Raw genomic sequence first — 22,874 nt, forward strand, 5'->3', positions numbered from 1 at the left:
CGCGGGCCCCTAGGCCTGGCCCTCCACGGACTCGGCGAGCAGCTGGGCCAGCCGGGTCCGCCGGGGGCGCACGTCGACCTCGCGCACCGCGCGGGCCAGTGCGGCACCACTGGCGTGCACGATCGACAGGTGCTTCTGCGCGCGGGTGAGCGCGGTGTAGACCAGCGGCCGGGACAGCATGCCGCCGGCCTCCGGCGGCAGGACGACGACGACCCCGGCCCACTCCGAGCCCTGCGCGCGGTGCACGGTGATCGCCCAACCGTGCTTGAGGTCCGACAGTGCCGAGCCGGTGACCTTGACGGGCCCGGACGCGAACGCGATGTCCAGCGCCCCGTCGCCGGTGCCGGTGACCACGCCCACCTCGCCGTTGGCGAACCCGATCGGCTCCAGGTCCAGGTGGTTGGCCGTGGCCACCACCCGGTCGCCCACGTCGAAACCGAACACCGTGCCGTCACCGGGGTTCAGTGCGGCCTTGAGCGCCTTGTTCAGCTCGATGGTGCCGGCCGGCCCGCGGTGCACCGGGGTCACCACCTGCACCGAGCCCGGGTCGATGCCCAGGGCCCGGGGGATGGAGTCGGTGATCAGCTGCACCACCCGCTTCGCGGCCTCCGCGCTGCCGGTGGCCGGCACGATCACCACCTCCCGGTCGGGGGAGTCGACCGCGGGCAGCTCACCGGCCCGCACCCCGGTGGCCAGCCGGGCGATCGCGCCACCGGCGGCCTGCCGGTGCAGCGTGGTCAGCTCGGTCACCGGGACGACGCCGGAGTCGATCAGGTCGCCCAGCACGTGCCCGGGCCCGATCGAGGGCAGCTGCGCCGGGTCGCCGACCAGCAGCAGGTGGGTGCCGTCCGAGCACGCCTCCAGCAGTGCCGCGGTCAGCTCCACGTCCAGCATGGAGGCCTCGTCCACCACGACGACGTCGGCGTCCAGCGGCCACTCCTCGTTGCGGGCGAAGCCACCGGTGGTGCCCTGCGCGCCGAGCAGCCGGTGCACGGTCACCGCCGGGTGGTCGGTGAGCTCCTCCAGCCGCTTGGCCGCCCGCCCGGTGGGCGCGGCCAGCGCCACGTCGGTGCCGCGTGCCTGCAGCAGTTTCACCACCGAGGCCACGGTGCGGCTCTTGCCGGTGCCGGGCCCGCCGGTGAGCAGCGACACCCCGGCGCCCAGCACCTGGGCGACGGCGGCCTGCTGCGCGGGGTCCAGGCCCTTGGCCACCGAGCGCACCGACGCCGGGTCGGCGATCCGCTCGCTGGTGGCGGCCAGCCGGGCCACGTTCTCGGCCACCGCCTCCTCGGCCATCCCGTACCGGGACAGCGACAGTGTCCTCAGTGCCGGGTCCGGCTCGGGCAGCTCGTCGGCGTCGTCGTCGGGTTCGGTGAACGGGGGTTCGTGCTCCAGCACGTCGCCGCTCTCCACCGCGGCCAGCACCGCGGCGGCCGGGTCCTCGATGCCCTCCGCGCGCAGCGCGGCCACCACGAGGTCGACCGGCAGCACGGTGTGCCCGTCCCGGGTGGCGGTGCGCAGCGTCATCGACACCACGGCCCGCCCGCGCCGGCTGTCCTGCCGGTCGGCGCCGGGCAGCACCGCGATGGCCAGCCGGTCGGCGTCGGCGATGGTGACGCCGGTGAGCCCCAGCAGCGCCCACGGGTCGTCCCGCAGCCGGCGCGCGGCGTCCGGGCCCAGGGCGGTGGCCGCCGAGGAGGCCAGCTTGGCCGCGAGCCCGGCGCCCACCAGCAGCTCCACGACGTCGTAGGTGGGCTGGGCGGCCAGGAACGAGGAGAACAGCCGCTCGGCGCGCTGCCGGCCCACCCGCGGCAGCTTGAGCAGCCGGTCGGCCGACACGTGCTCGGGGGAGGTGATGCCCACCCCGGGCAGCTCGGCCGCCGAGCGCTTGCCCAGCCCGGGCCAGAGCCCGGCCGCGCAGAACGCCGCGAAGACCGGGTCGGGGGCGGTGCCGGTGGCGGTCGGGGTGCTCACGGCTGGGGGGCCATCGGCAGCGGCCGCCGCTCGGGGTAGGAGGTGTGCGGGGAGGAGACGTCGTCCAGGGCGGTCTGGATCGCCCGGGGCAGCCGCAGCGACTCCGCCTCCAGCGACGCCTGCAGCTGCGCGGCCGTGCGGGCACCCACGACCGGCGCGACGACGCCGGGGCGGTCGCGCACCCAGGCCAGCGCCACCGCCAGCGGGGTGGTGTTCAGCCCCTGCGCGGCGGTGATCACCGCCTCCACGATCCGGTCGGACGTCGAGGACCGCAGCCCGTCGATGAAACCCTGCCACTGCGGGGACGCCCCGCGGGAGTCGGTCGGCACCGCGTGCCGGTACTTGCCGGTGAGCAGCCCCCGGCCCAGCGGCGACCACGGCAGCAGCCCGATCCCGAGTGCCTCGGCGGCGGGCACCACCTCGCGCTCCACCCCGCGCTGCAGCAGCGAGTACTCCATCTGGGTGCTCACCACCGGCGCCCGGCCCGGCCAGGACCGCTGCCAGGTGACCGCCTGTGCGGTCTGCCAGCCGGTGAAGTTGCTCACCCCCACGTAGCGCACCTTGCCGGCGGCGACGGCGGCGTCCAGGGCGGCCAGCGTCTCCTCCAGCGGGGTGCCGTCGTCCCAGGAGTGCAGCTGCCACAGGTCGACGTGGTCGACCCCGAGGCGCTCCAGCGATGCGTCCAGCGCGGCGAGCAGGTGCCCGCGGGAGGCGCCGCGGCCCATCGGTCCGGGCCCGGTGCGGCCCACGGCCTTGGTGGCCACCAGCACGTCCGAGCGCGGCACCACGTCGCTGAGCAGCCGGCCCAGCGTGCGCTCGCTCTCCCCGTCGACGTACACGTCGGCGGTGTCGACCAGCGTGCCGCCGGCGTCGACGAAGGCGGTGAGCTGCATCGCCGCCTCGTCCTCGTCGGTGTCCCGGCCCCACGTCATGGTGCCCAGGGCGAGCCGGGAGACGACCAGGCCGCTGCGCCCGAGCGCCCGCTGTTCCACGAGGGGTCAACCTACCGGTGCCCCCGGGGCGGGGCCCGGCGCGTGAGCGACGTCGCGCCGGGTGTCCCTCGACAGCGGTGGTGGCCGTCCTAGGGTCGCTCCGTGCACCCGTCGTCCGCCCCCGTCCTGGCCGTGCCGCCGGCCGCCGCGCTCTCCCGGTCCAAGGGCTGATCCGGCGATGGGCTGGATCGAGGCGATCGTGCTCGGGCTGGTGCAAGGGCTCACGGAGTTCCTGCCCATCTCCTCCAGCGCGCACCTGCGCATCGTCGGCGAGCTGTTCGGCTGGGACGACCCGGGTGCGGCGTTCACCGCGATCACGCAGATCGGCACCGAGATCGCCGTCCTGCTGTACTTCCGGGAGGACATCACCCGGATCGTGGTCACCTGGCTGCGCTCGCTGCGCGACCGGGAGCTGCGCAGCAACGCCGACGCCCGGATGGGCTGGCTGATCATCGTCGGCAGCATCCCGATCGTGGTGCTGGGCCTGCTGTTCCAGGACCAGATCGAGACGACGTTCCGCGACCTGCGGATCATCGCGATCGCGCTGGTCGCGTTCTCGCTGGTGCTCTACTACGCCGACCGGGTGGGCAGCAAGCAGCGCCAGTTGGCCGACCTCACCCCGCAGCACGGCATCGCCTACGGGTTCGCCCAGGCCCTCGCCCTGGTCCCGGGGGTGTCGCGCTCGGGCGGCACGATCACCATGGGCCTGTTCCTGGGTTACTCGCGGGAGGCCGCAGCGCGCTACTCGTTCCTGCTGGCGGTGCCCGCGGTGCTGGGCTCCGGCTTCTACCAGGTCTACGAGTCCCTGGACAGCGGCATCGAGTGGGGCCCGACCCTGCTGGCCACGGTGATCGCCTTCGGGGTGGGGCTCGCGGTCATCACCTGGCTGCTGCGCTACCTGGCGCACGGCAGCTTCACGCCGTTCGTCGTCTACCGGATCGTGCTGGGCCTGCTGCTGCTCGTGCTGGTGGGCACCGGGGTGCTCAGCCCCAGCTGACGCCACGGAGCGGGACCGCCGTGTCACCGTGACTACATTCGTCCCGTGACCACGGTGATCTTCCTGAGGCACGGTCGCAGCACGGCGAACACCGCGGGCGTACTGGCCGGCTGGACCCCGGGCGTGCAGCTCGACGAGACCGGGCTGGCCCAGGTCGCCGCGGTCGGTGAGCGGCTGTCCCGGGTCCCGCTCGCCGCGATCGTGGCCAGCCCGCTGGCCCGCTGCCAGCAGACCGCCGGTGCCGTCGCGGCGGGCCGCGACCTCGTCGTGGAGAGCGACGACCGGCTCGGCGAGTGCCGCTACGGCGACTGGACGGGACGGCCGATCAAGGAGCTGCTCAAGGAGCCGATGTGGAAGGTGGTGCAGCAGCACCCCTCCGCCGCGGTGTTCCCCGGCCCGGAGGGGGAGGGGCTGGCGCAGACGCAGGCCCGCGCGGTCGCTGCCGTCCGGGAGTGGAACGCCCGGCTGGGCCCGGACGCCGTCTGGCTGGCCTGCAGCCACGGTGACGTGATCAAGGCCGTCCTCGCCGACGCGCTGGGCGTGCACCTGGACCAGTTCCAGCGGATCGTGGTCGACCCGGCGTCCATCTCGGTGGTCAGCTACACCGAGACCCGCCCGTTCGTGGCCCGGGTCAACGACAGCGGCGGCGACGTGTCCGCGCTGGTCCCGCCACCGAAGCGGCGCCGCCGGAAGGCCGCCTCGTCCGACGCCGTGGTGGGTGGCGGGGCCGGTCCCGGGGCGTGAGCGGCGCCCGCCCCGGCGTTCGCGTACCCGCGTAACCTGATCCCGTGCCCCGTCAGGTCCATCACTTCGAACGTCCCTCCCGCTTCGTGGCAGGCACGGTCGGCCAGCCCGGGGACCGCACCTTCTACCTCCAGGCCGCCGACGAGGCCGGCCGGGTGGTCAGCGTCGCCCTGGAGAAGTCGCAGGTGCAGGTGCTCGCCGAGCGGATGAGCGAGCTGCTCGACGAGGTCGCCACCCGGGACACCACCGCCGTCCCGGTCGAGGCCGACGTCGACGACCTGGACCCGCTCACCGCACCGGTCGACGAGGAGTTCCGCGTCGCCGCGATGGGCCTGGCCTGGGACGGCGAGGCCGAGGCCGTCGTCGTCGAGGCGGTCGCCGCGGGCGAGGAGCCGATCGACGAGGAGGCCATCCTCTCCGACAGCGACGAGGGCCCCGACGCGCTGCGGGTCACCATCACCCCCGGCGCGGCCCGGGCGTTCGTCGCCCGCGCCCGCCGGGTCATCGCCGCCGGCCGCCCCGCCTGCCCGCTGTGCTCGCTGCCGCTGGACCCGGCGGGCCACGTGTGCCCGCGGCAGAACGGGTACCGGCGCTGACCAGGCCACGGCGCCCCCGGTGAGCGAGTCCCGGTCCGGCCCGGACCCGGTCGTGCCCGACGACGTCGAGCTGCTCGACCTCGACGAGGACGGGTACGGCTTCGACGACGACGCCGAGGAGGGCGACGTGCGGGAGCTCGACGTGGCCGCCTTCGACCACGGCGACCGCCGCCCCCCGGCCGACGACGACGAGGCCCGCACGCTGCTGCTCGACGGCGTCATCGACCTCGAGGGCCGGCTGATGGACGCCAGCAACGTCACCTGCATCGGGGCGATCCGCACCGACACCCTGGCCGGGGAGTGCGTCTACAAGCCGGTGGCCGGCGAGCGCCCGCTCTGGGACTTCCCGGACGGCACCCTGGCCGGCCGGGAGATCGGCGCGTACCTGGTGTCCGAGGCCCTGGGCTGGCGGGTCGTGCCGCCCACGGTGCTGCGCGACGGCCCCTTCGGCACCGGCATGGTCCAGCTGTGGAAGAACGCCGACCCCGAGGTCGACCTGACCGAGTTCGTCCGCCGGGACGACCCGGGCCTGCGCCGGATGGCCGTGTTCGACGCGGTGGTGAACAACGCCGACCGCAAGGGAGGCCACATCATCCCGATGGCCGACGGCCACGTGTACGGCGTCGACCACGGCATCTGCTTCTCCCACGAGCCCAAGCTGCGCACGCTGCTGTGGCGGTGGGCAGGGCAGCCGCTGACCGAGGAGGCCCTCGCTGCGCTGGAGGCGCTGACCGGGGACCTGCTCGGTGACCTGGGCGAGCAGCTGCACCAGCACCTGACCCGCCGCGAGGTCCGCCGCACCCAGCAGCGGGTCGCCGACCTGCTGCGCACCGGCCGGCACCCGCAGCCCAGCGGCGACTGGCCCGCGCTGCCCTGGCCGCCCTTCTGAGGCCGTGCCCACCGTCGCCCCCCGGGCCCCCACCGCGACCAGGAGCAGGCCTGTCAGACGGCGGCCTTAGGCTCGTGGGGTGCTCGCCTGGCCCGCTCCTCTGCTGCCCTCACTCCCGGGTCCCGGCCCTGTCCTGCGGTTGTTCGACACCGCGCGCGGGGAGGTGGTCGAGACGACCCCCGGTCCGACCGCGCGGATGTACGTCTGCGGCATCACGCCCTACGACGCCACCCACCTCGGCCACGCGGCCACCTACCTCGCCTTCGACCTGGTGAACCGGGTGTGGCGCGACGGCGGGCACGCGGTGCACTACGTGCAGAACGTGACCGACGTCGACGACCCGCTGCTGGAGCGCGCCGACCGGGACGGCGAGGACTGGATCGTGCTGGCCATGCGGGAGACCGCACTGTTCCGTGAGGACATGGCGGCACTGCGGGTGCTCCCGCCGGAGGACTACGTCGGCGCGGTCGAGTCGATCCCGATGATCGTGGCGCACGTGGAGACCCTGCTGGACGCGGGCCTGGCCTACGCGCTGGACGACGGCACCGGCGACGTCTACCAGGACGTCGCCCAGGCGCCGGGCTTCGGTACCGAGTCCGGCTACGACGAGGCCACCATGCTGCGGCTGTCGGCCGAACGCGGGGGCGACCCCGACCGGGCGGGCAAGCGCAACCGGCTGGACCCGATGCTGTGGCGCGGCGAGCGACCGGGGGAGCCGTCCTGGCCGGGTCCGCGCGGCACGGCCGGGCGCCCCGGCTGGCACATCGAGTGCGCCGCGATCGCCCTGGACCGGATCGGCATGGGCTTCGACGTGCAGGGCGGCGGCAGCGACCTGGTGTTCCCGCACCACGAGTTCTCGGCCGTGCACGCCGAGGCCCTGACCGGCACCAAGCCCTTCGCCCGGGCCTACGTGCACGCGGCGATGATCTCCCTGGACGGGGAGAAGATGAGCAAGAGCCGCGGGAACCTGGTGTTCGTCTCCAAGCTGCGCGGCTCGGACGTGGACTCCATGGCGGTGCGGCTGGCGCTGCTGTCCGGGCACTACCGCACCGACCGGGCCTGGACCCCGCAGCTGCTGTCCGCCGCCGAGCAGCGGCTGTCGACCTGGCGCGCCGCGGTGGCGCTGCCCGCCGGCGCCCCCGCCGCACCGTTGCTCACCGCCCTGCGGGAGCGGCTGGCCGACGACCTGGACTCACCCGGGGCGATCGCCGCCGTCGACGCCTGGGCCGAGCGCACACTGGCCACCGCCGCCGAGTCCGACGGGCAGGAGGAGCACGCTCCGGACATCGCCCGGGACGCCGTCGACGCGCTGCTCGGCATCGCGCTGTGACCGGGCACCCGGGGGAGGCGGTGACGTGACCGGGCCCGGGTTCCGGCTGGCCGACCGGGCCGCCCGTGAGCTCGCCGAGCAGGCCCTCGCGCCGGCGGCGGCGCGGGCCGCGGACACCCGCGGCCGGGCCCGGCCGGAGCCGGAGGACGCGCTGCGCACCGCCTACGAGCGCGACCGGGACCGCATCCTGCACGCCAAGGCGTTCCGGCGGCTCAAGCACAAGACGCAGGTGTTCCTGCACCCCGACGGGGACCACTTCGTCACCCGGCTCACCCACACCCTGCAGGTCACCCAGGTGGCCCGCTCGCTGGCCGCTGCGCTCAGCCTGAACGAGACGCTGGCCGAGGCGATCGCGCTGGCCCACGACGTCGGCCACTCGCCGTTCGGGCACCTGGGCGAGGACGCCCTGGAGCCCTACGTCCCCGGCGGCTGGCACCACGCGGCGCAGGGCGTGCGGATCGTGGAGGTGCTGGAGGACCTCAACCTCACCTGGGAGGTGCGCGACGGCGTGCGCGCGCACAGCTGGAAGATCGACCCGCCACCGGCCACCCGGGAGGCCGAGTGCGTGCGCTACGCCGACCGGATCGGCTACCTGTCGCACGACGCCCTGGACGCCGTCCGGGCGGGCGTGCTGCGGGTCAGCGACCTGCCGGCGCGGGCCCGGGACGTCTTCGGCGAGCCCGGCAGCCAGATGGTCGGCTCGATGATCGACGCGGTGCTGGCCGGCAGCCTGTCCGCGGACAACACCGCCGGTGCCGTGGTGATGGCCCCCGACGAGCTGTCGGCGATGCACGAGCTGCGGGCGTTCATGTTCGAGCGGGTGTACGCCTCCGAGACCGCCGCCGGCCAGAAGCACGTGGCCATCGACGTCATCCGCCGGCTGGTCGACCACCACCTGGCCCACCCCGGCCTGATCCCGGCCACCTACCGGGACACCGACGCCGACCCGGTCACCCAGGTCGTCGACTACGTGTCCGGCATGACCGACCGCTTCGCCCTGGCCACGCACGACCGGCTCTTCGACGCCGACGCGGGTTCGCAGATGACCCGCCTGCTGCACACCAGCTGACCCGCCCGGCCCCCGGGCTGCCGCAGGCCCGGGACCCGGGCATGCCCGGGCGCCCTGACCCGGTGCGCGCCCGCCGGGCGCCCTGACCCGGTGCGCGCCCGCGCGGGACCGTGTGTCGCAGCCGCGCCACTGCGCGGGCGCCGAGTGCGGAGTCGTGGTCGCCGACCAGGGGCGACCCGCCGGGCAGCCCGACCACACCTGCACAGTCGCACCAGGCGGCCGTTATCCCCAACACCTGCGTCGACACCGCCGCACGACCACGAGCGGCGATGACGGGGGAGGGGCGGTGTGAGGACCAGGCGGCGGACGGCGGCAGCGCGCGTCGGGGCGGCGGGAGCACGGACCCGCCGCGCGCCCACCGCCCGACCCGGTGGGTCTAGGAGCCGGCGGGGCCGCGGCGGCGCAGGTACCGCTCGAACTCGCGGGCGATCTGGTCGCCGCTGGCCTGGGAGAGGTCGGTCTCGGTGGCCCGCTCCTCCAGGGACCGGACGTACTCCACGACCTCGTCGTCCTCGCCGGCCATCTCGTCGACGGTGGTGACCCACTCCTCGGCCTGCTGGGGCAGCGCGCCCAGCGGCACGGACACCTCCAGCACCTCTTCCACCCGCTGCAGCAGCGCCATGGTGGCCCGGGGCGAGGGCGGCTGCGACACGTAGTGCGGCACTGCGGCCCAGAAGCTCACCGCGGGCAGACCGGCCTGCACGCAGGCGTCCTGGAAGACGCCGAGGATGCCGGTGGGGCCCTCGTAGCGGGAGGTCTCCAGGCCCCAGCGGGTCGCCGACTCGGTGTCGTACGCGGAGCCGGTGACCGGGGTGGGGCGGGTGTGCGGGGTGTCGGCGAGCAGGGCGCCCAGGGCCACCACGGTGTGCACGTCCAGCTCCTGGAGCAGGGCGATCAGCTCCGCGCAGAACCCGCGCCAGCGCATGTTGGGCTCGATCCCGCGGATGAGCACGACGTCCCGGTCGCCGTCCGGCGGGCGGGCCACGGAGATGCGCGTCGTCGGCCACTCGATGCGGCGGCTCACGCCGCCGACGAGGGTGACCGTGGGGCGGTTGACCTGGAAGTCGTAGTAGTCCTCGGGGTCCAGGGCGGCCAGCGGGCGCGCGTCCCAGATGAGCTCCAGGTGCTCCAGCGCCCCGGTGGCAGCGTCGCCGGCGTCGTTCCAGCCCTCGAACGCGACGACCACCACGGGATCGGTCAGCTCGGGCAGCTCGTCCGCTGCGGTGTCAGGATCGCTCACCCGGTCGAGCCTACGTCTCGGCGGGCCCCGTCGCGGGCACGGCTCCGGCGCCGTCCCACCGTCTGGTGAGACGATGGGACGGCGTCCGATGAGGTCCGCGGTCCCCACGAGGGTGCCGCAGCGTCCCCGGCCGTGCGCCCCGCTCGACCCACAGCCGTTCCCCAGCCCCGAGGAAGCCCGTGACCGAGTCCCCGTCGTCCCTGCGTCCGGATGCCACGGCCGAGCTGACCGCCCTGCTCGGGCAGCGGATCCTGGTGCTGGACGGTGCCATGGGCACCGCCATCCAGCGCGACCGGCCGGACGAGGCGGGCTACCGGGGTGAGCGGTTCGCCGACTGGCCCAGCGACGTGCAGGGCAACAACGACCTGCTCAGCATCACCGCGCCGGAGATCATCTCCGGCATCCACCGGGAGTACCTCGACGCCGGCGCGGACCTGATCGAGACCAACACCTTCAACGCCACGAGCATCTCGCTGGCCGACTACGGCATGAGCGACCTCGCCTACGAGCTGAACCTGGCCTCGGCGCGGCTGGCCCGCGCGGCCTGCGACGCGGTGAGCACCCCGGAGAAGCCCCGCTACGTCGTCGGCGCCATCGGCCCCACCAGCCGCACGGCGTCCATCTCACCCGACGTCAACGACCCCGGTGCCCGCAACGTCACCTACGACGAGCTGGTGACGGCCTACCGGGAGCAGGCCGACGGACTGGTCGACGGCGGCTCGGACGTGCTGCTCATCGAGACGGTCTTCGACACGCTCAACGCGAAGGCGGCGGTCTTCGCGCTGGAGACGCTGTTCGAGGAGCGTGGGCGTCGCTGGCCGGTGATGCTCTCCGGCACGATCACCGACGCCTCCGGCCGGACGCTGTCCGGCCAGGTGACCGAGGCGTTCTGGCACTCCGTGCGGCACGTGCGGCCGCTGCTGGTGGGGCTGAACTGTGCGCTGGGGGCCGCCGAGATGCGGCCCTACATCGCGGAGATGTCCCGGATCGCGGACACGTTCGTGTCCTGCTACCCCAACGCCGGGCTGCCCAACGCGTTCGGGGAGTACGACGAGTCGCCGGAGGAGACCGCGGCGATCGTGGGCGAGTTCGCCGCCAGCGGCTTCGTCAACCTCGTCGGCGGCTGCTGCGGCACCACCCCCGACCACATCGCCGCGATCGCCCGCGCCGTCGCCGGCAGCGCCCCGCGCACCCCGGTCAGCGTGCCCCCGGCGCTGCGGCTGTCCGGGCTGGAGCCGGTGACGATCACCGCGGACACGCTGTTCGTCAACGTCGGCGAGCGCACGAACATCACCGGGTCGGCCCGCTTCCGCAACCTGGTCAAGGCCGGTGACTACACCAGCGCGCTGGCCGTCGCCCGCCAGCAGGTCGAGGCCGGCGCGCAGGTCATCGACATCAACATGGACGAGGGGATGATCGACGGCGTCGAGGCGATGGACCGCTTCACCAAGCTGGTCGCCACCGAGCCCGACATCTGCCGCGTGCCCACGATGATCGACTCCTCCAAGTGGGAGGTCATCGAGGCCGGCCTGAAGTGCGTGCAGGGCAAGTCGATCGTCAACTCGATCTCGCTCAAGGGCGGCGAGCAGGAGTTCGTCCGGCAGGCCCGGCTGTGCCGCAAGTACGGGGCCGCGGTGGTGGTCATGGCCTTCGACGAGGACGGCCAGGCCGACACGCTGCAGCGGCGCAAGGACATCTGCCGGCGGGCCTACGACGTGCTCACCCGGCAGGTGGGCTTCCCGGCCGAGGACATCATCTTCGACCCCAACGTGTTCGCCGTGGCCACCGGCATCGAGGAGCACGCCGACTACGGCGTCGACTTCATCGAGGCCACCCGCTGGATCAAGCAGAACCTGCCCGGCGCCCTGGTGTCCGGCGGCGTGTCCAACGTGTCCTTCTCCTTCCGGGGCAACAACCCGGTGCGGGAGGCCATCCACGCGGTGTTCCTCTACCACGCGATCGCCGCCGGCATGGACATGGGCATCGTGAACGCGGGCGCCCTGGAAGTCTACGACGAGGTACCCGAGCTGCTCCGCGAGCGCATAGAGGACGTCGTGCTCAACCGCCGCCCGGACTCCACCGAGCGGCTGCTGGAGATCGCCGCCGACTTCGCCGGCGACGGCGTGGCCAAGGAGGTCGCCACCGAGGAGTGGCGGTCGCTGCCGGTCGGCGAGCGGATCACCCACGCGCTGGTCAAGGGCATCGACGAGTTCGTCCAGCCCGACACCGAGGAGCTGCGGGCGGAGATCAGCGCCCGCGGCGGGCGGCCCATCGAGGTCATCGAGGGCCCGCTGATGGACGGCATGAACGTCGTCGGCGACCTGTTCGGGCAGGGCAAGATGTTCCTGCCGCAGGTGGTCAAGTCGGCCCGGGTGATGAAGAAGGCCGTCGCCTACCTCATCCCGTTCATCGAGGCGGAGAAGAAGCCCGGGGACGTCGAGCGGAGCATCGGCAAGGTGGTCATGGCCACCGTCAAGGGCGACGTGCACGACATCGGCAAGAACATCGTCGGCGTCGTCCTGCAGTGCAACAACTACGACGTCGTCGACCTCGGCGTCATGGTGCCCGCGCAGAAGATCCTGGACGCCGCCAAGGCCGAGGGCGCCGACGTGATCGGGCTGTCCGGGCTGATCACCCCGTCGCTGGACGAGATGGTCAACCTGGCCGCCGAGATGGAACGCCAGGGCTTCGACATCCCGCTGATGATCGGTGGCGCCACCACCTCCCGGGCGCACACCGCGGTCAAGGTGGCGCAGCAGTACCACGGCCCGGTGATCTGGGTGAAGGACGCCTCGCGCTCGGTGCCGGTGGTCGCCGCGCTGCTCTCCGACGAGCAGCGGCCCCGGCTGCTGGCCGAGACCGACGCCGACTACGCCGCGCTGCGCGAGCGGCACGCCGCCCGCCAGGACACCCGATCGCTGCTGCCGCTGGCCACCGCCCGGGCACAGGCGACGCCGGTGGACTGGACCGGCTACCGCCCGCCGCGGCCGCGGATGCTGGCGCAGCAGGGTCGCGACCTGTGCACCGGCCCCGGCTGCGACCACCGGCACGGCCGGACCAGCCAGTTCGTGCGCACCTTCGCCGACTACCCGCTGGCCGAGCTGCGCGAGTACATCGACTGGCAGCCGTTCTTCAACGCGTGGGAGATGCGCGGGCGGTTCCCCGACATCCTGCACAACCCGACGACCGGCGAGACCGCCCGGCGGCTCTACGAGGACGCCCAGGCGATGCTCGACCGGGTGGTGGAGGAGCGCTGGCTGCGCGCGGCCGGCGTCTTCGGGCTGTTCCCGGCCGCGCAGGTCGGCAGCGACGACATCGAGGTCTACACCGACGAGTCGCGCAGCCAGGTGCTGACCACGCTGCACCAGCTGCGGCAGCAGACCGAGGGGCGTGACGGGTCGGCCCGCAAGTCGCTGGCCGACTTCGTCGCACCGAAGGAGACCGGCCTGCCCGACCACGTCGGCGCGTTCGCCGTCACCGCCGGGCTGGGCTCCGCCGAGCGGGTCGCGGCCTTCAAGGCCGACCACGACGACTACAACGCGATCCTGCTGGAGTCACTGGCCGACCGGCTCGCCGAGGCCTTCGCCGAGCGGCTGCACGAGCGGGTCCGCACCGAGTTCTGGGGCTACGCACCGGACGAGCACCTGGACCCCGACGCGCTGATCGCCGAGAAGTACCACGGCATCCGCCCCGCGCCGGGCTACCCGGCGTGCCCGGAGCACACCGAGAAGCAGACGATCTGGGAGCTGCTCGACGTGGAGGCCGCGACCGGCATCCAGCTCACCGAGAGCATGGCGATGTGGCCGGGTGCCGCGGTCAGCGGGCTGTACTTCTCCCATCCGCAGTCCCAGTACTTCGTGCTCGGCCGGGTGGGCCGCGACCAGGTGGAGGACTACGCCCGGCGCAAGGGCTGGACCCTCGCCGAGGCGGAGAAGTGGCTCTCGCCCAACCTCGGCTACCGCACGCAGGACGAATGACGTGTGGCCGGGACCCCGGGCGGGGGTCCCGGCCACACGGTCGGGTGGTGCGTCAGCCGGTCAGCCGGTCAGCCGGCATAGCCGCTGAGGACGTCGGTGACGACGTCCTCGTCCGGTCGGCCCGGGGTGGTGCCCTGGGGCGCCGGCCGGGTCGGGGCCACCTCGCCCTCGGGGTACTCCAGGGCCTTCCCGAACAGGGTCAGGTAGGCCACCCGGTAGACGTCGTTGTTCTCGAACCGGGCAGAGAACACCTCGTCCACCAGGTCGGCGTTCAGTCCCTCGGCCCGGGTGACGACGCCACCGGTGATGTCGTTGGTGGTCGTCCAGGCGATACCGAAGGGCAGCTCCTGCCCGAACTGGTCGGGTGCGGACAGGAACGGCTCGGTGCCGCGCCCGTACCGGCCGTCCAGCGGGTTCTGCGGGACCTCGGGCTCCTCGCCACCGGTGACCAGCTCCTCGCCCGGGTTGACCGGGATCGACTCGACCGCCGGGGGCAGCTCCTCGTCCACGTTGTACGGGGACGCCTGGATGCCGCCGGCGGTGCCGTCGGCCGCGGTGAGCACCGTGGTCGCGGGCTCGGCCTCGACGAAGTCGCGGGCGACGCCGATCATCTCGTCGGCGTACCGGGCCTCCAGCAGCGTGCCGGAGGCGTTGTCGATGTTGGCCATGTTGTCGGTGCCCTCGACCTCCCACACGGTCGCGAAGGGCTTGCCGGCCTCCTCGCTGTGCGCGTCGAGGACGGTGGTGGCCACCGCGGCCATCTCCGGAGCCGTCGGCGGCCGGTAACCCGGCGTGCCGGGCTCGGAGCCGTAGAGCACCAGGTTGGTCTCCTTGGCGTCGGCCGGGACGCTCGGGTCGACCAGACCCGCGGCGATCAGCTGCTCCTCGGCGACGGCGTTGAAGATGTCCTGGCTGGCGAACAGGGCCAGCACCTTCGCCTCGGCCGGGTCGACGTCGCCGGACTCGATGGCCGCGGCCAGCGCCTCGAACTCGGCTCGGGTGCGGATCACCGTGTAGCCCTCGTCGGCGGCGGCCTGGGCCAGGTTCAGCCCGTCGGTGCGCAGCCCGCCGGTGGCCGAGGGACCGTCCTCGTCCAGGGTGTCGCCGGGTGCCCGGTGCACGACGCAGTCCAGCGGGATGGTCGGCACCGCGGTGTCCTCGGCCAGGGCGGCGTCGATCACCTCGGGGGAGCAGATCGGGGTCTCGGTCGGGAAGAACAGGTCCTCGCCGCCGCCCATGATCACGGCCGGGTCGGCGTCGGCGGCGTCGAAGCCCGGCCGGCCCTGCACGAGCTGGCGGGCGATCTCCAGCGCCGAGGCGTCCGAGCGCTCGGTCACCTCGGTGAGGAACGCCGCCGTGCCGGGCTCGGCGACGTCCCCGTCGTTGACCACGCCGATGGGCAGGCCGGCGTTGCCGGCCTCCCGCAGCCAGCTGCCCGCGTAACCGGACAGCGCGTTGATCGTGCGGGGCTCCTCGGCGTCACCGGCCAGCACGTCCTCGGCACCGGAATCGGTGCCGAAGGAGTCGGGCGCGTCGGTCTTGAAGCCGAAGGCGTGCGTGGTGGCGCCCCCGTTGGACGACGTCGTCAGGATGTCCGACGCGTGCCCCCGGTAGGGCACCGCAGCCTCCAGCTGGTCCCAGTTGCTCACCGCGTCCGGGCCGTACCAGTAGATGCGGGCCAGCTCCCACATGGCGACGTCGGAGCCGTCGGGGTGGATGAAGATCATGTTGCCGGTCTCGTGCGTGCCGGACGAGGCGGTGTCGTCGCTGCCCTGGGCTGCCGTCGGTACGACGGCCAGGGCTCCCGCGATCGGGATGGCGACGGCAGCAGTCCATTGCCTACCGCGCATGCGTGGGTCCTCCGTGGTCCTGCCGGGGGACCCACGACGGCCCCCCGGTCCGGGCGGAGCGTCATCGCGGGTCCTGCACGTCCAGCGGCCCCCACTCGACGCTCCGGTTGCCGCCGGATGAACACGAGGTGTCCCCGGCTGTGTCGTCGCTGTGCGCTGGGTGTGGGGTCGCGCCACGTGACGATCGGTCGATCACGACGCCGCGCTGGGGTCGACCGGCCCGCCGGCCACGGACGGCACCCGTGCCCGATCATGGTCGGGTGTCCGAGACGCTGACCGAGCCGAGGCCGGGTGGTCACCCGGGTGCCCTGGCTGCCGTCCTGTTCGACATGGACGGCACGCTGGTCGACACCGAGGTGCACTGGGACGTCGCCCTGGAGGAGCTCGCGCAGCGGCTCGGCGACACCCTGTCCGCCCCGGCGCGCGCGGAGATCACCGGCTCCAGCGTGCCCACCGCCCTGGGCATCCTGTACCGCGACGTGGGCGTCACCCGGGGCGCCGGCCAGCAGGCCGCCGACGACGCCTGGCTGCAGGCCCGGGTGGCCGAGCTGATGCAGACCTCGGTGCCGTGGCGGCCAGGCGCCCCCGAGCTGCTGCGGGCGGTGCGGGACAGCGGCCTGCGCACCGCGCTGGTCACCACCACGTTCCGGGCCATCGCCGACATCGCGCTGGGGCACATCGGCAGGCACTTCTTCGACGTCACCGTGTGCGGGGACGAGGTGCCGGCCACCAAGCCCTCGCCGGCCCCGTACCTGCAGGCCATGGACGCCCTCGGCGTCGCCGCCGCGGCCTGCGTCGTCATCGAGGACTCGGTCACCGGGGTGACGGCCGGGCTGGCCGCCGGGGCCGCCGTGCTGGGCGTGCCGTCGCTGTCGCCGTTCACCCCCGCACCCGGGCTCACCGTCCGCGGCTCGCTGACCGGGGTGAGGGTCGCCGACCTGCAGGCGGTCCTGGCCGCCCGGCCGGTCGCCGACGTGCCCGGCTGAGCACCCCAGTCGACAGCACCCCGACCAGCAGCGCCCCGCACAGGGTCAGCCACAGCGCCCGGGCCAGCAGCCAGCCGGGCGCCGATCGGCCTGCTGGTCCTCGGCGCGGAGCACGCCGAGCAGCTGCTGCAGCTCGGTGAGTGCCCGGCGCGCGGTGGACGCGGTCGCGGCCAGCTCCTCCCGTGCCTCGGGTGACAGCCCGGCCACCCGGTAGGGCGCGGTCTCGGCCCGCACGGCGATCGCGGAGAGCTCGTGCGCCACCACGTCGTGCATCTCCCGGGCGATCCGGGCCCGCTCGGCCAGCGCGCCGCGCTGGGCCAGCGCCTCCTCGGTGCGCTGCTGCTCCACGGCCAGCGCCCGGCCGGCGTCCCAGCGCACGCCCAGGCTGATGCCCACCAGCACGACGAGCGCCACGCCCAGCAGCGACACCTGCAGGTGGCCGGGGGTGATCTCCACCGGGGCGCCGAACCGCAGCAGGACGACGACCAGCAGGGACCCGGCGCCCACCAGGAGGCCGGTGCGGCGCGGGCGGGCCCAGCCCACCGCCAGCAGGGTCGGCACCCAGAGGCACCAGCCCCATGCCTCGACCACCGGCGCCCCGCCGCCCGGCCGCTGGAGCAGGAACGGCGTCATCACCAGGCACGCGGTGACCAGCGCCCACCCGGCCACCGGTGCACGGACCGTCAGCACGGTGCCGGCGGCCGCGGGCACGGCGAGCAGCAGGAACGGCGAGGCAGGCAGCTGCTGGTCCGTCGCGACGACGTCGGAGGCGGCCAGCAGCACCAGCACGACGTACAGGACGGCGACACCGGTGAGCAGCCAGGTGTGCCGACAGCCGCGTCGGCCACGGGCAGCGGCCCAGGGCAGGGGTGCGCCGCCGGACGGGCGGGTGTCCCGCCGGTCGGCCGGCGCCTGCCCGGTGGACGGCGGGGCGGTCATGGCCGGGGGAGCGGGACGACCGGGGGCCCGCCGGCCTGCGAGGAGGGCGCACACGTCATCCCGGCAACCTAGGGCGGCAGGTGACCTCGTGGCGTCACCCTGGGGGACCGTCCTGCCCTGGCTCCCCGGTAGGGGGTCCGCCGGCGCACGCGGCCTCCGCAGGCCACGCCCGGCGCCTCCCGGCCGAGACCGCCCCGCGGACAGCCCGCCCGGTCGGCGCTAGCGCTCGGCCGGGGAACGCGGGACTGCCCGGCCGTGGCAGGCGACGGGGTCGGTCAGCTGACCACGGCCAGGGTGGTGCGCCAGCCCGCGGCCGCTGCGGCCTCGGCGGGGAACGGCGGGGGAGTGCCGCCGAAGGAGGGGCAGAACGCCTGGTGGTCGCACCAGCTGCACAGCCGGCCGGGGCTGGGCCGGAAGTCCCCGGTGGACACCGCCCGCTCGATGGCCGACCAGATCGCCTGCAGGGTGCGCTCGAAGCGCAGCAGCTCGGCCTCGTCCGGGGCGTAGGTGAGCGCGTCGCCGTCCTTGAGGTAGAGCAGCTTCAGCTGCGCCGCGACCACGCCGCGGGTGCGCCACAGCACGAGTGCGTAGAACTTCATCTGGAACAGCGCGGCGGCCTCGAAGGCCTCCCGCGGCACGCCACCGGTCTTGTAGTCGACGACCCGCAGGGCGCCGGTGGGGGCGACGTCGAGCCGGTCGACGTAGCCGCGCAGCCGCAGCCCGTCGGGCAGCGTGACCTCGACCAGCTCCTCGCGGCCGGCGGGCTGGATCCGGGTCGGGTCCTCCAGGCGGAAGTAGGTCTCCAGCAGCGTGCCCGCCGAGGCCAGCCAGGACTCGAGCTCGCCGGCACCGGCGGCAGCGGGCGCGGGGGAGCCGGCGGGCTCCGGGGAGCCGGCGAACAGCTCGGCGACGCCCTCCTCCTGGCGCAGCTCCGCCCACGCCGGCCCGATCAGCTCGCGCGCGGCGGCCACGGTGCGCTGCGCCGGCGGCAGGTCGTACAGCTTCTCCAGCACCGCGTGCACCAGGGTGCCGCGCACCGCGGCCCGCGACCTCTTCTCCGGCAGCCGGTCGATGGTGCGGAACCGGTACAGAAGCGGGCAGCTCTTGAAGTCCGCCGCCCGCGACGGCGACAGCGAGGGCCGCCGGGGCGCGGTGTCGGCGGCGGCCGTGCGCGTGTCGGCCGGGTGCCCGTCGGAGGGCCGGGTGGGCCCGCTCGCGGCAGGCGCGGCGGAGTGGGCGGGGTCGGCAGCCAGGGTCGTCGCCGTCATGCACCCGAGGCTAGGGCCCCCCTCCGACAGTCCCGCCGCTGCGCGCCGGAGGGGCCGCCGGGGCGTCGTCCGTAGGCTCGACCCCCGTGGACGACCAGCTGCACCCGACCGACGACGTGAGCCCTGCGCCCACCCTCCCTCTCGACTTCCCTGCTGTGGACGACGCCGCGCCAGACGTCCCCGCCGTGGACGACCCCGCCGTGGTGGACGCCGGCCCGGACGCGACCGCCGTCCCGGAGCCCTCCGGCGGCGAGCCGTCCGCACAGCCGGTGGACCCCGCCGGACAGCCCGCCGACGCCGGGGCCGACGAGCCCCCCGCGGAGCTGCCGCTGGGGCTGCCGGCCCGGTCCGGGGAGCCGGTCGACGGCGCCTTCGTCGCCGGCGACCGGGTGCAGCTGACCGACCCCAAGGGCCGGCTGCACACCGTCGTCCTGGTGCCGGGCAAGGAGTTCCACACCCACCGTGGGGCGATCGCCCACGACGACCTGATCGGGGCCCCGGAGGGGTCGGTGGTGCTGTCCACGGCGAACACCGGCTACCTGGCGCTGCGGCCGCTGCTGGCCGACTTCGTGCTCTCCATGCCGCGCGGCGCCCAGGTCATCTACCCCAAGGACGCCGCCCAGATCGTCGGCTTCGGCGACATCGGCCCGGGCATGCGGGTGCTGGAGGCCGGGGTGGGCTCCGGTGCGCTGGCCTGCTCGCTGCTGCGGGCCGTCGGCACCACCGGCACGCTGACCAGCTACGAGCGGCGCGAGGACTTCGCCGACATCGCCCGCGGCAACGTCGAGGCGTTCCTGGGCACCGTGCCGGAGAACTGGTCGCTGCGGCTGGGCGATCTCGCCGAGCACCCCGCGGAGGAGACCGTCGACCGGGTGGTGCTGGACATGCTCGAGCCGTGGGCGGTGCTGCCCACCGTCGCGGCGGCCCTGCGCCCGGGCGGGGTGCTGGTCGGCTACGTGGCCACCACCACCCAGCTGTCGGTGTACGTGGAGGCGCTGCGCGAGCAGGGCGTGTGGACCGAGCCGTACTCCTGGGAGTCGCTCATGCGGCCCTGGCACGCGGTCGGTCTGGCGGTGCGCCCGGAGCACCGGATGGTGGCGCACACCGCCTTCCTGGTGACTGCCCGGCGGCTCGCCGAGGGCACCGTGGCACCGGTCCGGCAGCGGCGCCGCAAGCCCGTCTGAGGCACCGCCCGCCGGTGCCGTTGGGCTCGTGCGGCGGGTGTACGTGACGGGCAGCACAGCGGCGGGACGATCCGACGCGGCGTCGGCGGGCGTGGTTAGAGTGACGTCCTGGCACCACCGAGTGTGCGGAGGTACGCGATGGGCCTGGACCCGGAAGAGACGCGGGCGCGGCGGGAACGTGACGTCGCCTCCCTGGTCAGCCAGATCTCCTACCTCGAGGAGGAGATCGGTCTGCTGCGGCGGAAGGTCGCCGACAGCCCGCGCCAGGTGCGCGCGCTGGAGGAGCGGATCGCCGAGGCGGAGGGGCGGGCCGCGTTCCTGTCCGAGCGCAACGACAAGCTCGCCGGCACGCTGCGCGACGCCCGCGACCAGCTGGTCACGCTCAAGGAGGAGGTCGAGCGCCTCGGGCAGCCGCCGTCCGGCTACGGCGTGTTCCTGGTGCGCCACGAGGACGACACGGTCGACGTCTTCACCGCCGGCCGCAAGATGCGCGTCTCGGTGTCCCCGTCGGTGGAGGTCGCCGAGCTGCGGCACGGCCAGGAGGTCATGCTCAACGAGGCGATGAACGTCGTCCAGGCGCGCGGGTTCGAGCGCACCGGCGACGTCGTGATGCTCAAGGAGCTGCTGGAGCCGGTCGAGGGCATCCCGCGCCGGGGCCTGGTCATCGGGCACACCGACGAGGAGCGCGTGGTCTTCCTCGCCGACTCCCTCACCGACCAGCCGCTGCGCAGCGGTGACTCGCTGCTGCTGGAGACCCGCTCGGGCTACGTCTACGAGCGGATCCCCAAGAGCGAGGTCGAGGAGCTGGTCCTCGAGGAGGTGCCGGACATCGACTACGAGGACATCGGTGGGCTCTCCCGGCAGATCGAGCAGATCCGGGACGCCGTGGAGCTGCCGTTCCTGCATGCCGACCTGTTCCGCGAGTACGAGCTGCGCCCGCCCAAGGGCATCCTGCTGTACGGCCCGCCCGGGTGCGGGAAGACGCTGATCGCCAAGGCCGTTGCCAACTCGCTGGCCAAGAAGGTCGCCGCCCTGCGGGGCGACGCCGACACCAGCCAGGGCAAGTCGTTCTTCCTCAACATCAAGGGCCCCGAGCTGCTCAACAAGTACGTCGGGGAGACCGAGCGGCACATCCGCCTGGTGTTCCAGCGTGCCCGGGAGAAGGCCAGCGAGGGCACCCCGGTCATCGTGTTCTTCGACGAGATGGACTCGATCTTCCGCACCCGTGGCTCGGGCGTGTCCTCCGACGTGGAGTCCACGATCGTGCCGCAGCTGCTCAGCGAGATCGACGGCGTCGAGGGCCTGGAGAACGTCATCGTGATCGGTGCCTCCAACCGGGAGGACATGATCGACCCGGCCATCCTGCGTCCCGGCCGGCTCGACGTGAAGATCAAGATCGAGCGCCCGGACGCCGAGGCCGCCCGGGACATCTTCAGCAAGTACCTGACGACGACGCTGCCGATCAACGCCGACGACCTGGCGGTGCACGGCGGCAGCCGCGAGGCCACCATCGCCGGGATGATCCAGAGCACCGTCGAGCGGATGTACACCGAGACCGAGGAGAACCGCTTCCTCGAGGTGACCTACGCCAACGGTGACAAGGAGGTCCTGTACTTCAAGGACTTCAACTCCGGCGCCATGCTGCAGAACATCGTCGACCGGGCGAAGAAGATGGCCATCAAGGACCGTCTGGAGACCGGTGTCGGCGGCCTGCGGGTGGGTCACCTGATGGCGGCCTGCGTGGACGAGTTCAAGGAGAACGAGGACCTCCCGAACACGACCAACCCCGACGACTGGGCGCGGATCTCGGGCAAGAAGGGCGAGCGGATCGTCTACATCCGCACCCTGATCAGCGGCAAGGGCAGCGAGAGCGGCCGGGCCATCGACACCGCGTCGAACACCGGGCAGTACCTCTAGCAGTCGCGTCCCGGTCCCGGCTCGCCGGGACCGGGGGCCGGTGGGCGGTCAGGTCAGCTGCTCGACCAGGGTCCGCAGGTGGGCAGCACCGGCCGCGTCGTCGACCAGTCCGGGCAGCGTGTGCACCCGGTACGGCCGCTCCGCCGGCGTCCCGGCCGGTCGCACGTCCACGTGCACCACGTCGTGGCCGAGGGCGTGCAGCTGGTCGGCCATCGCGTAGTCGGTGGCCGAGTCGCCCATCGTGTGCCACCGGGTGGGCAGGTCCCCGTCGGCGGCCAGCAGCTCCAGGGCGCGCCGGGCCCCGAGGTCCTTGCCGGTGCGGGTGGACTCGACGTCGGTCGCGATCACCGAGGGGTCGATCCGCCACGGCACGCGGCCCTCGGCGTCCGGGTGGTCCGCCTCGTCCAGCCGCACGCCCAGCCCGGCCTCGCGCAGCCCGGCCAGCAGGTCCCGGCACAGGAACGGCTGCGCGACGGTGAAGGCGCCCGGCTCCAGGTCGGTGCGTGCCTCCACGGTCACCATGGAGCGCTTGCTGCGGTCGAGGAAGCCGACGCCGCCGTACTCGCCGTCCAGCAGCGCCGTGACGACGGCGGTGCCCACCGCGGGCACGGCCAGCCCCGGGTCGACGTGCACCGGGCCGAGCCCGCCCGGGCCGGCGGTGGCCCAGACGGCGCCCTTCTCGCACACCGCGTGCAGCCGTGCGCCGGCCGGCAGCCCCGCGGCCAGCAGCGGCGCGACGACCTGCTCGGCGACGAAGTCGGCGGACCGGCCGGTGTTGAGCACCACCGGCACCCCGGCGGCCAGCAGCGTCACCAGGTCGGCGACCAGGCCGGGTGCGGACAGGGAGCGGGTGACCGGGCTGGCCAGCGGCCCGTCGACGTCCAGCAGGAGCCCGGGTGGGGGTGGGGTGTGCACCTGCCCA

At 74.0% G+C, this 22,874-nt stretch carries 17 protein-coding genes; 10 read left to right on the forward strand and 7 right to left on the reverse strand.

The genetic code is table 11. The features are described from left to right. Nucleotides 1-9: 9 nt before the first annotated feature. Both G1H19_RS11860 and G1H19_RS11865 read right to left on the reverse strand, forming a co-directional pair. Nucleotides 10-1,974 carry an AAA family ATPase gene (locus G1H19_RS11860; protein ID WP_162392154.1) on the reverse strand — a complete coding sequence of 655 codons (1,965 nt, stop codon included), beginning with the start codon at nucleotides 1,972-1,974 and terminating at the stop codon, nucleotides 10-12. Then, nucleotides 1,971-2,966: an aldo/keto reductase gene (locus G1H19_RS11865; protein ID WP_162392153.1), complete on the reverse strand. Its 996-nt coding sequence runs from the start codon at nucleotides 2,964-2,966 to the stop codon at nucleotides 1,971-1,973. The genes G1H19_RS11860 and G1H19_RS11865 overlap by 4 nt, the downstream gene beginning before the upstream one ends. Nucleotides 2,967-3,144: 178 nt before the next feature. On the opposite strand from G1H19_RS11865, the gene G1H19_RS11870 reads away from it, so the two are divergent. From G1H19_RS11870 to G1H19_RS11895, 6 genes are all read left to right on the forward strand, one after another. Continuing rightward, nucleotides 3,145-3,963, forward strand: coding sequence for an undecaprenyl-diphosphate phosphatase (locus G1H19_RS11870; RefSeq protein ID WP_152731101.1), 819 nt, complete (start codon nucleotides 3,145-3,147; stop codon nucleotides 3,961-3,963). 45 nt (nucleotides 3,964-4,008) lie between these two features. Continuing rightward, the gene (locus tag G1H19_RS11875; RefSeq protein ID WP_162392152.1) at nucleotides 4,009-4,707 is read left to right on the forward strand and encodes a histidine phosphatase family protein; all 699 of its coding nucleotides are present in this window, start codon (nucleotides 4,009-4,011) and stop codon (nucleotides 4,705-4,707) included. A 44-nt stretch (nucleotides 4,708-4,751) separates the two neighbouring features. Next, nucleotides 4,752-5,303, forward strand: coding sequence for a DUF3090 family protein (locus tag G1H19_RS11880; RefSeq protein WP_162392151.1), 552 nt, complete (start codon nucleotides 4,752-4,754; stop codon nucleotides 5,301-5,303). Between the two features lie 19 nt (nucleotides 5,304-5,322). Continuing rightward, nucleotides 5,323-6,192: an SCO1664 family protein gene (locus G1H19_RS11885; RefSeq protein ID WP_235927847.1), complete on the forward strand. Its 870-nt coding sequence runs from the start codon at nucleotides 5,323-5,325 to the stop codon at nucleotides 6,190-6,192. A gap of 79 nt (nucleotides 6,193-6,271) precedes the next feature. Next, entirely contained in the window at nucleotides 6,272-7,522 is a 1,251-nt protein-coding gene (gene mshC, locus G1H19_RS11890; RefSeq protein WP_162392150.1) for a cysteine--1-D-myo-inosityl 2-amino-2-deoxy-alpha-D-glucopyranoside ligase, read from the forward strand. 25 nt (nucleotides 7,523-7,547) lie between these two features. After that, nucleotides 7,548-8,591 carry an HD domain-containing protein gene (locus G1H19_RS11895; RefSeq protein WP_162392149.1) on the forward strand — a complete coding sequence of 348 codons (1,044 nt, stop codon included), beginning with the start codon at nucleotides 7,548-7,550 and terminating at the stop codon, nucleotides 8,589-8,591. Between the two features lie 376 nt (nucleotides 8,592-8,967). On the opposite strand, the gene G1H19_RS11900 is transcribed toward G1H19_RS11895, so the two are convergent. Continuing rightward, nucleotides 8,968-9,831 (reverse strand): PAC2 family protein, encoded by an 864-nt coding sequence (locus G1H19_RS11900; protein WP_162392148.1) that lies wholly within the window; start codon nucleotides 9,829-9,831, stop codon nucleotides 8,968-8,970. 179 nt (nucleotides 9,832-10,010) lie between these two features. Between G1H19_RS11900 and metH the strand changes: the two genes are divergently transcribed. Beyond that, the gene (gene metH / locus G1H19_RS11905; protein WP_162392147.1) at nucleotides 10,011-13,808 is read left to right on the forward strand and encodes a methionine synthase; all 3,798 of its coding nucleotides are present in this window, start codon (nucleotides 10,011-10,013) and stop codon (nucleotides 13,806-13,808) included. Between the two features lie 68 nt (nucleotides 13,809-13,876). Here the strand turns inward: metH and G1H19_RS11910 are convergent, their stop codons facing one another. After that, a complete protein-coding gene (locus G1H19_RS11910) occupies nucleotides 13,877-15,658 on the reverse strand; it encodes an alkaline phosphatase (RefSeq protein ID WP_152731102.1) in 1,782 nt (593 codons plus the stop codon). A gap of 260 nt (nucleotides 15,659-15,918) precedes the next feature. On the opposite strand from G1H19_RS11910, the gene G1H19_RS11915 reads away from it, so the two are divergent. Beyond that, nucleotides 15,919-16,644 (forward strand): HAD family hydrolase, encoded by a 726-nt coding sequence (locus G1H19_RS11915; protein ID WP_235927846.1) that lies wholly within the window; start codon nucleotides 15,919-15,921, stop codon nucleotides 16,642-16,644. 45 nt (nucleotides 16,645-16,689) lie between these two features. Here G1H19_RS11915 and G1H19_RS11920 read toward each other — a convergent pair whose 3' ends face one another. Together G1H19_RS11920 and G1H19_RS11925 are read right to left on the reverse strand one after the other, a co-directional pair. Further along, nucleotides 16,690-17,583 carry a sensor histidine kinase gene (locus tag G1H19_RS11920; RefSeq protein WP_152731103.1) on the reverse strand — a complete coding sequence of 298 codons (894 nt, stop codon included), beginning with the start codon at nucleotides 17,581-17,583 and terminating at the stop codon, nucleotides 16,690-16,692. 275 nt (nucleotides 17,584-17,858) lie between these two features. Beyond that, nucleotides 17,859-18,851: a RecB family exonuclease gene (locus G1H19_RS11925; RefSeq protein WP_152731104.1), complete on the reverse strand. Its 993-nt coding sequence runs from the start codon at nucleotides 18,849-18,851 to the stop codon at nucleotides 17,859-17,861. Between the two features lie 86 nt (nucleotides 18,852-18,937). Between G1H19_RS11925 and G1H19_RS11930 the strand changes: the two genes are divergently transcribed. Both G1H19_RS11930 and arc read left to right on the forward strand, forming a co-directional pair. After that, nucleotides 18,938-20,035, forward strand: a complete 1,098-nt coding sequence (locus G1H19_RS11930) for a tRNA (adenine-N1)-methyltransferase (protein WP_407647064.1) — start codon at nucleotides 18,938-18,940, stop codon at nucleotides 20,033-20,035. A gap of 138 nt (nucleotides 20,036-20,173) precedes the next feature. Then, nucleotides 20,174-21,952 (forward strand): proteasome ATPase, encoded by a 1,779-nt coding sequence (gene arc, locus G1H19_RS11935; protein ID WP_152731105.1) that lies wholly within the window; start codon nucleotides 20,174-20,176, stop codon nucleotides 21,950-21,952. Between the two features lie 48 nt (nucleotides 21,953-22,000). On the opposite strand, the gene G1H19_RS11940 is transcribed toward arc, so the two are convergent. Further along, complete coding sequence (locus G1H19_RS11940) at nucleotides 22,001-22,867, reverse strand: hypothetical protein (protein WP_152731106.1); 867 nt, start codon at nucleotides 22,865-22,867, stop codon at nucleotides 22,001-22,003. Between the last annotated feature and the right edge of the window lie 7 nt (nucleotides 22,868-22,874).

Origin of the sequence: Goekera deserti (assembly GCF_010685995.1) — a bacterium.
Taxonomy (GTDB): Bacteria; Actinomycetota; Actinomycetes; order Mycobacteriales; family Geodermatophilaceae; genus Goekera; species Goekera deserti.

Bases quoted from the DNA above. Each gene is read 5' to 3' on its own strand.
- arc (WP_152731105.1), top strand. From the start codon at position 20,174: ATGGGCCTGGACCCGGAAGAGACGCGGGCGCGGCGGGAACGTGACGTC.
- G1H19_RS11910 (WP_152731102.1), bottom strand. From the start codon at position 15,658: ATGCGCGGTAGGCAATGGACTGCTGCCGTCGCCATCCCGATCGCGGGA.
- G1H19_RS11925 (WP_152731104.1), bottom strand. From the start codon at position 18,851: ATGACGGCGACGACCCTGGCTGCCGACCCCGCCCACTCCGCCGCGCCT.
- G1H19_RS11870 (WP_152731101.1), top strand. From the start codon at position 3,145: ATGGGCTGGATCGAGGCGATCGTGCTCGGGCTGGTGCAAGGGCTCACG.
- G1H19_RS11920 (WP_152731103.1), bottom strand. From the start codon at position 17,583: ATGACCGCCCCGCCGTCCACCGGGCAGGCGCCGGCCGACCGGCGGGAC.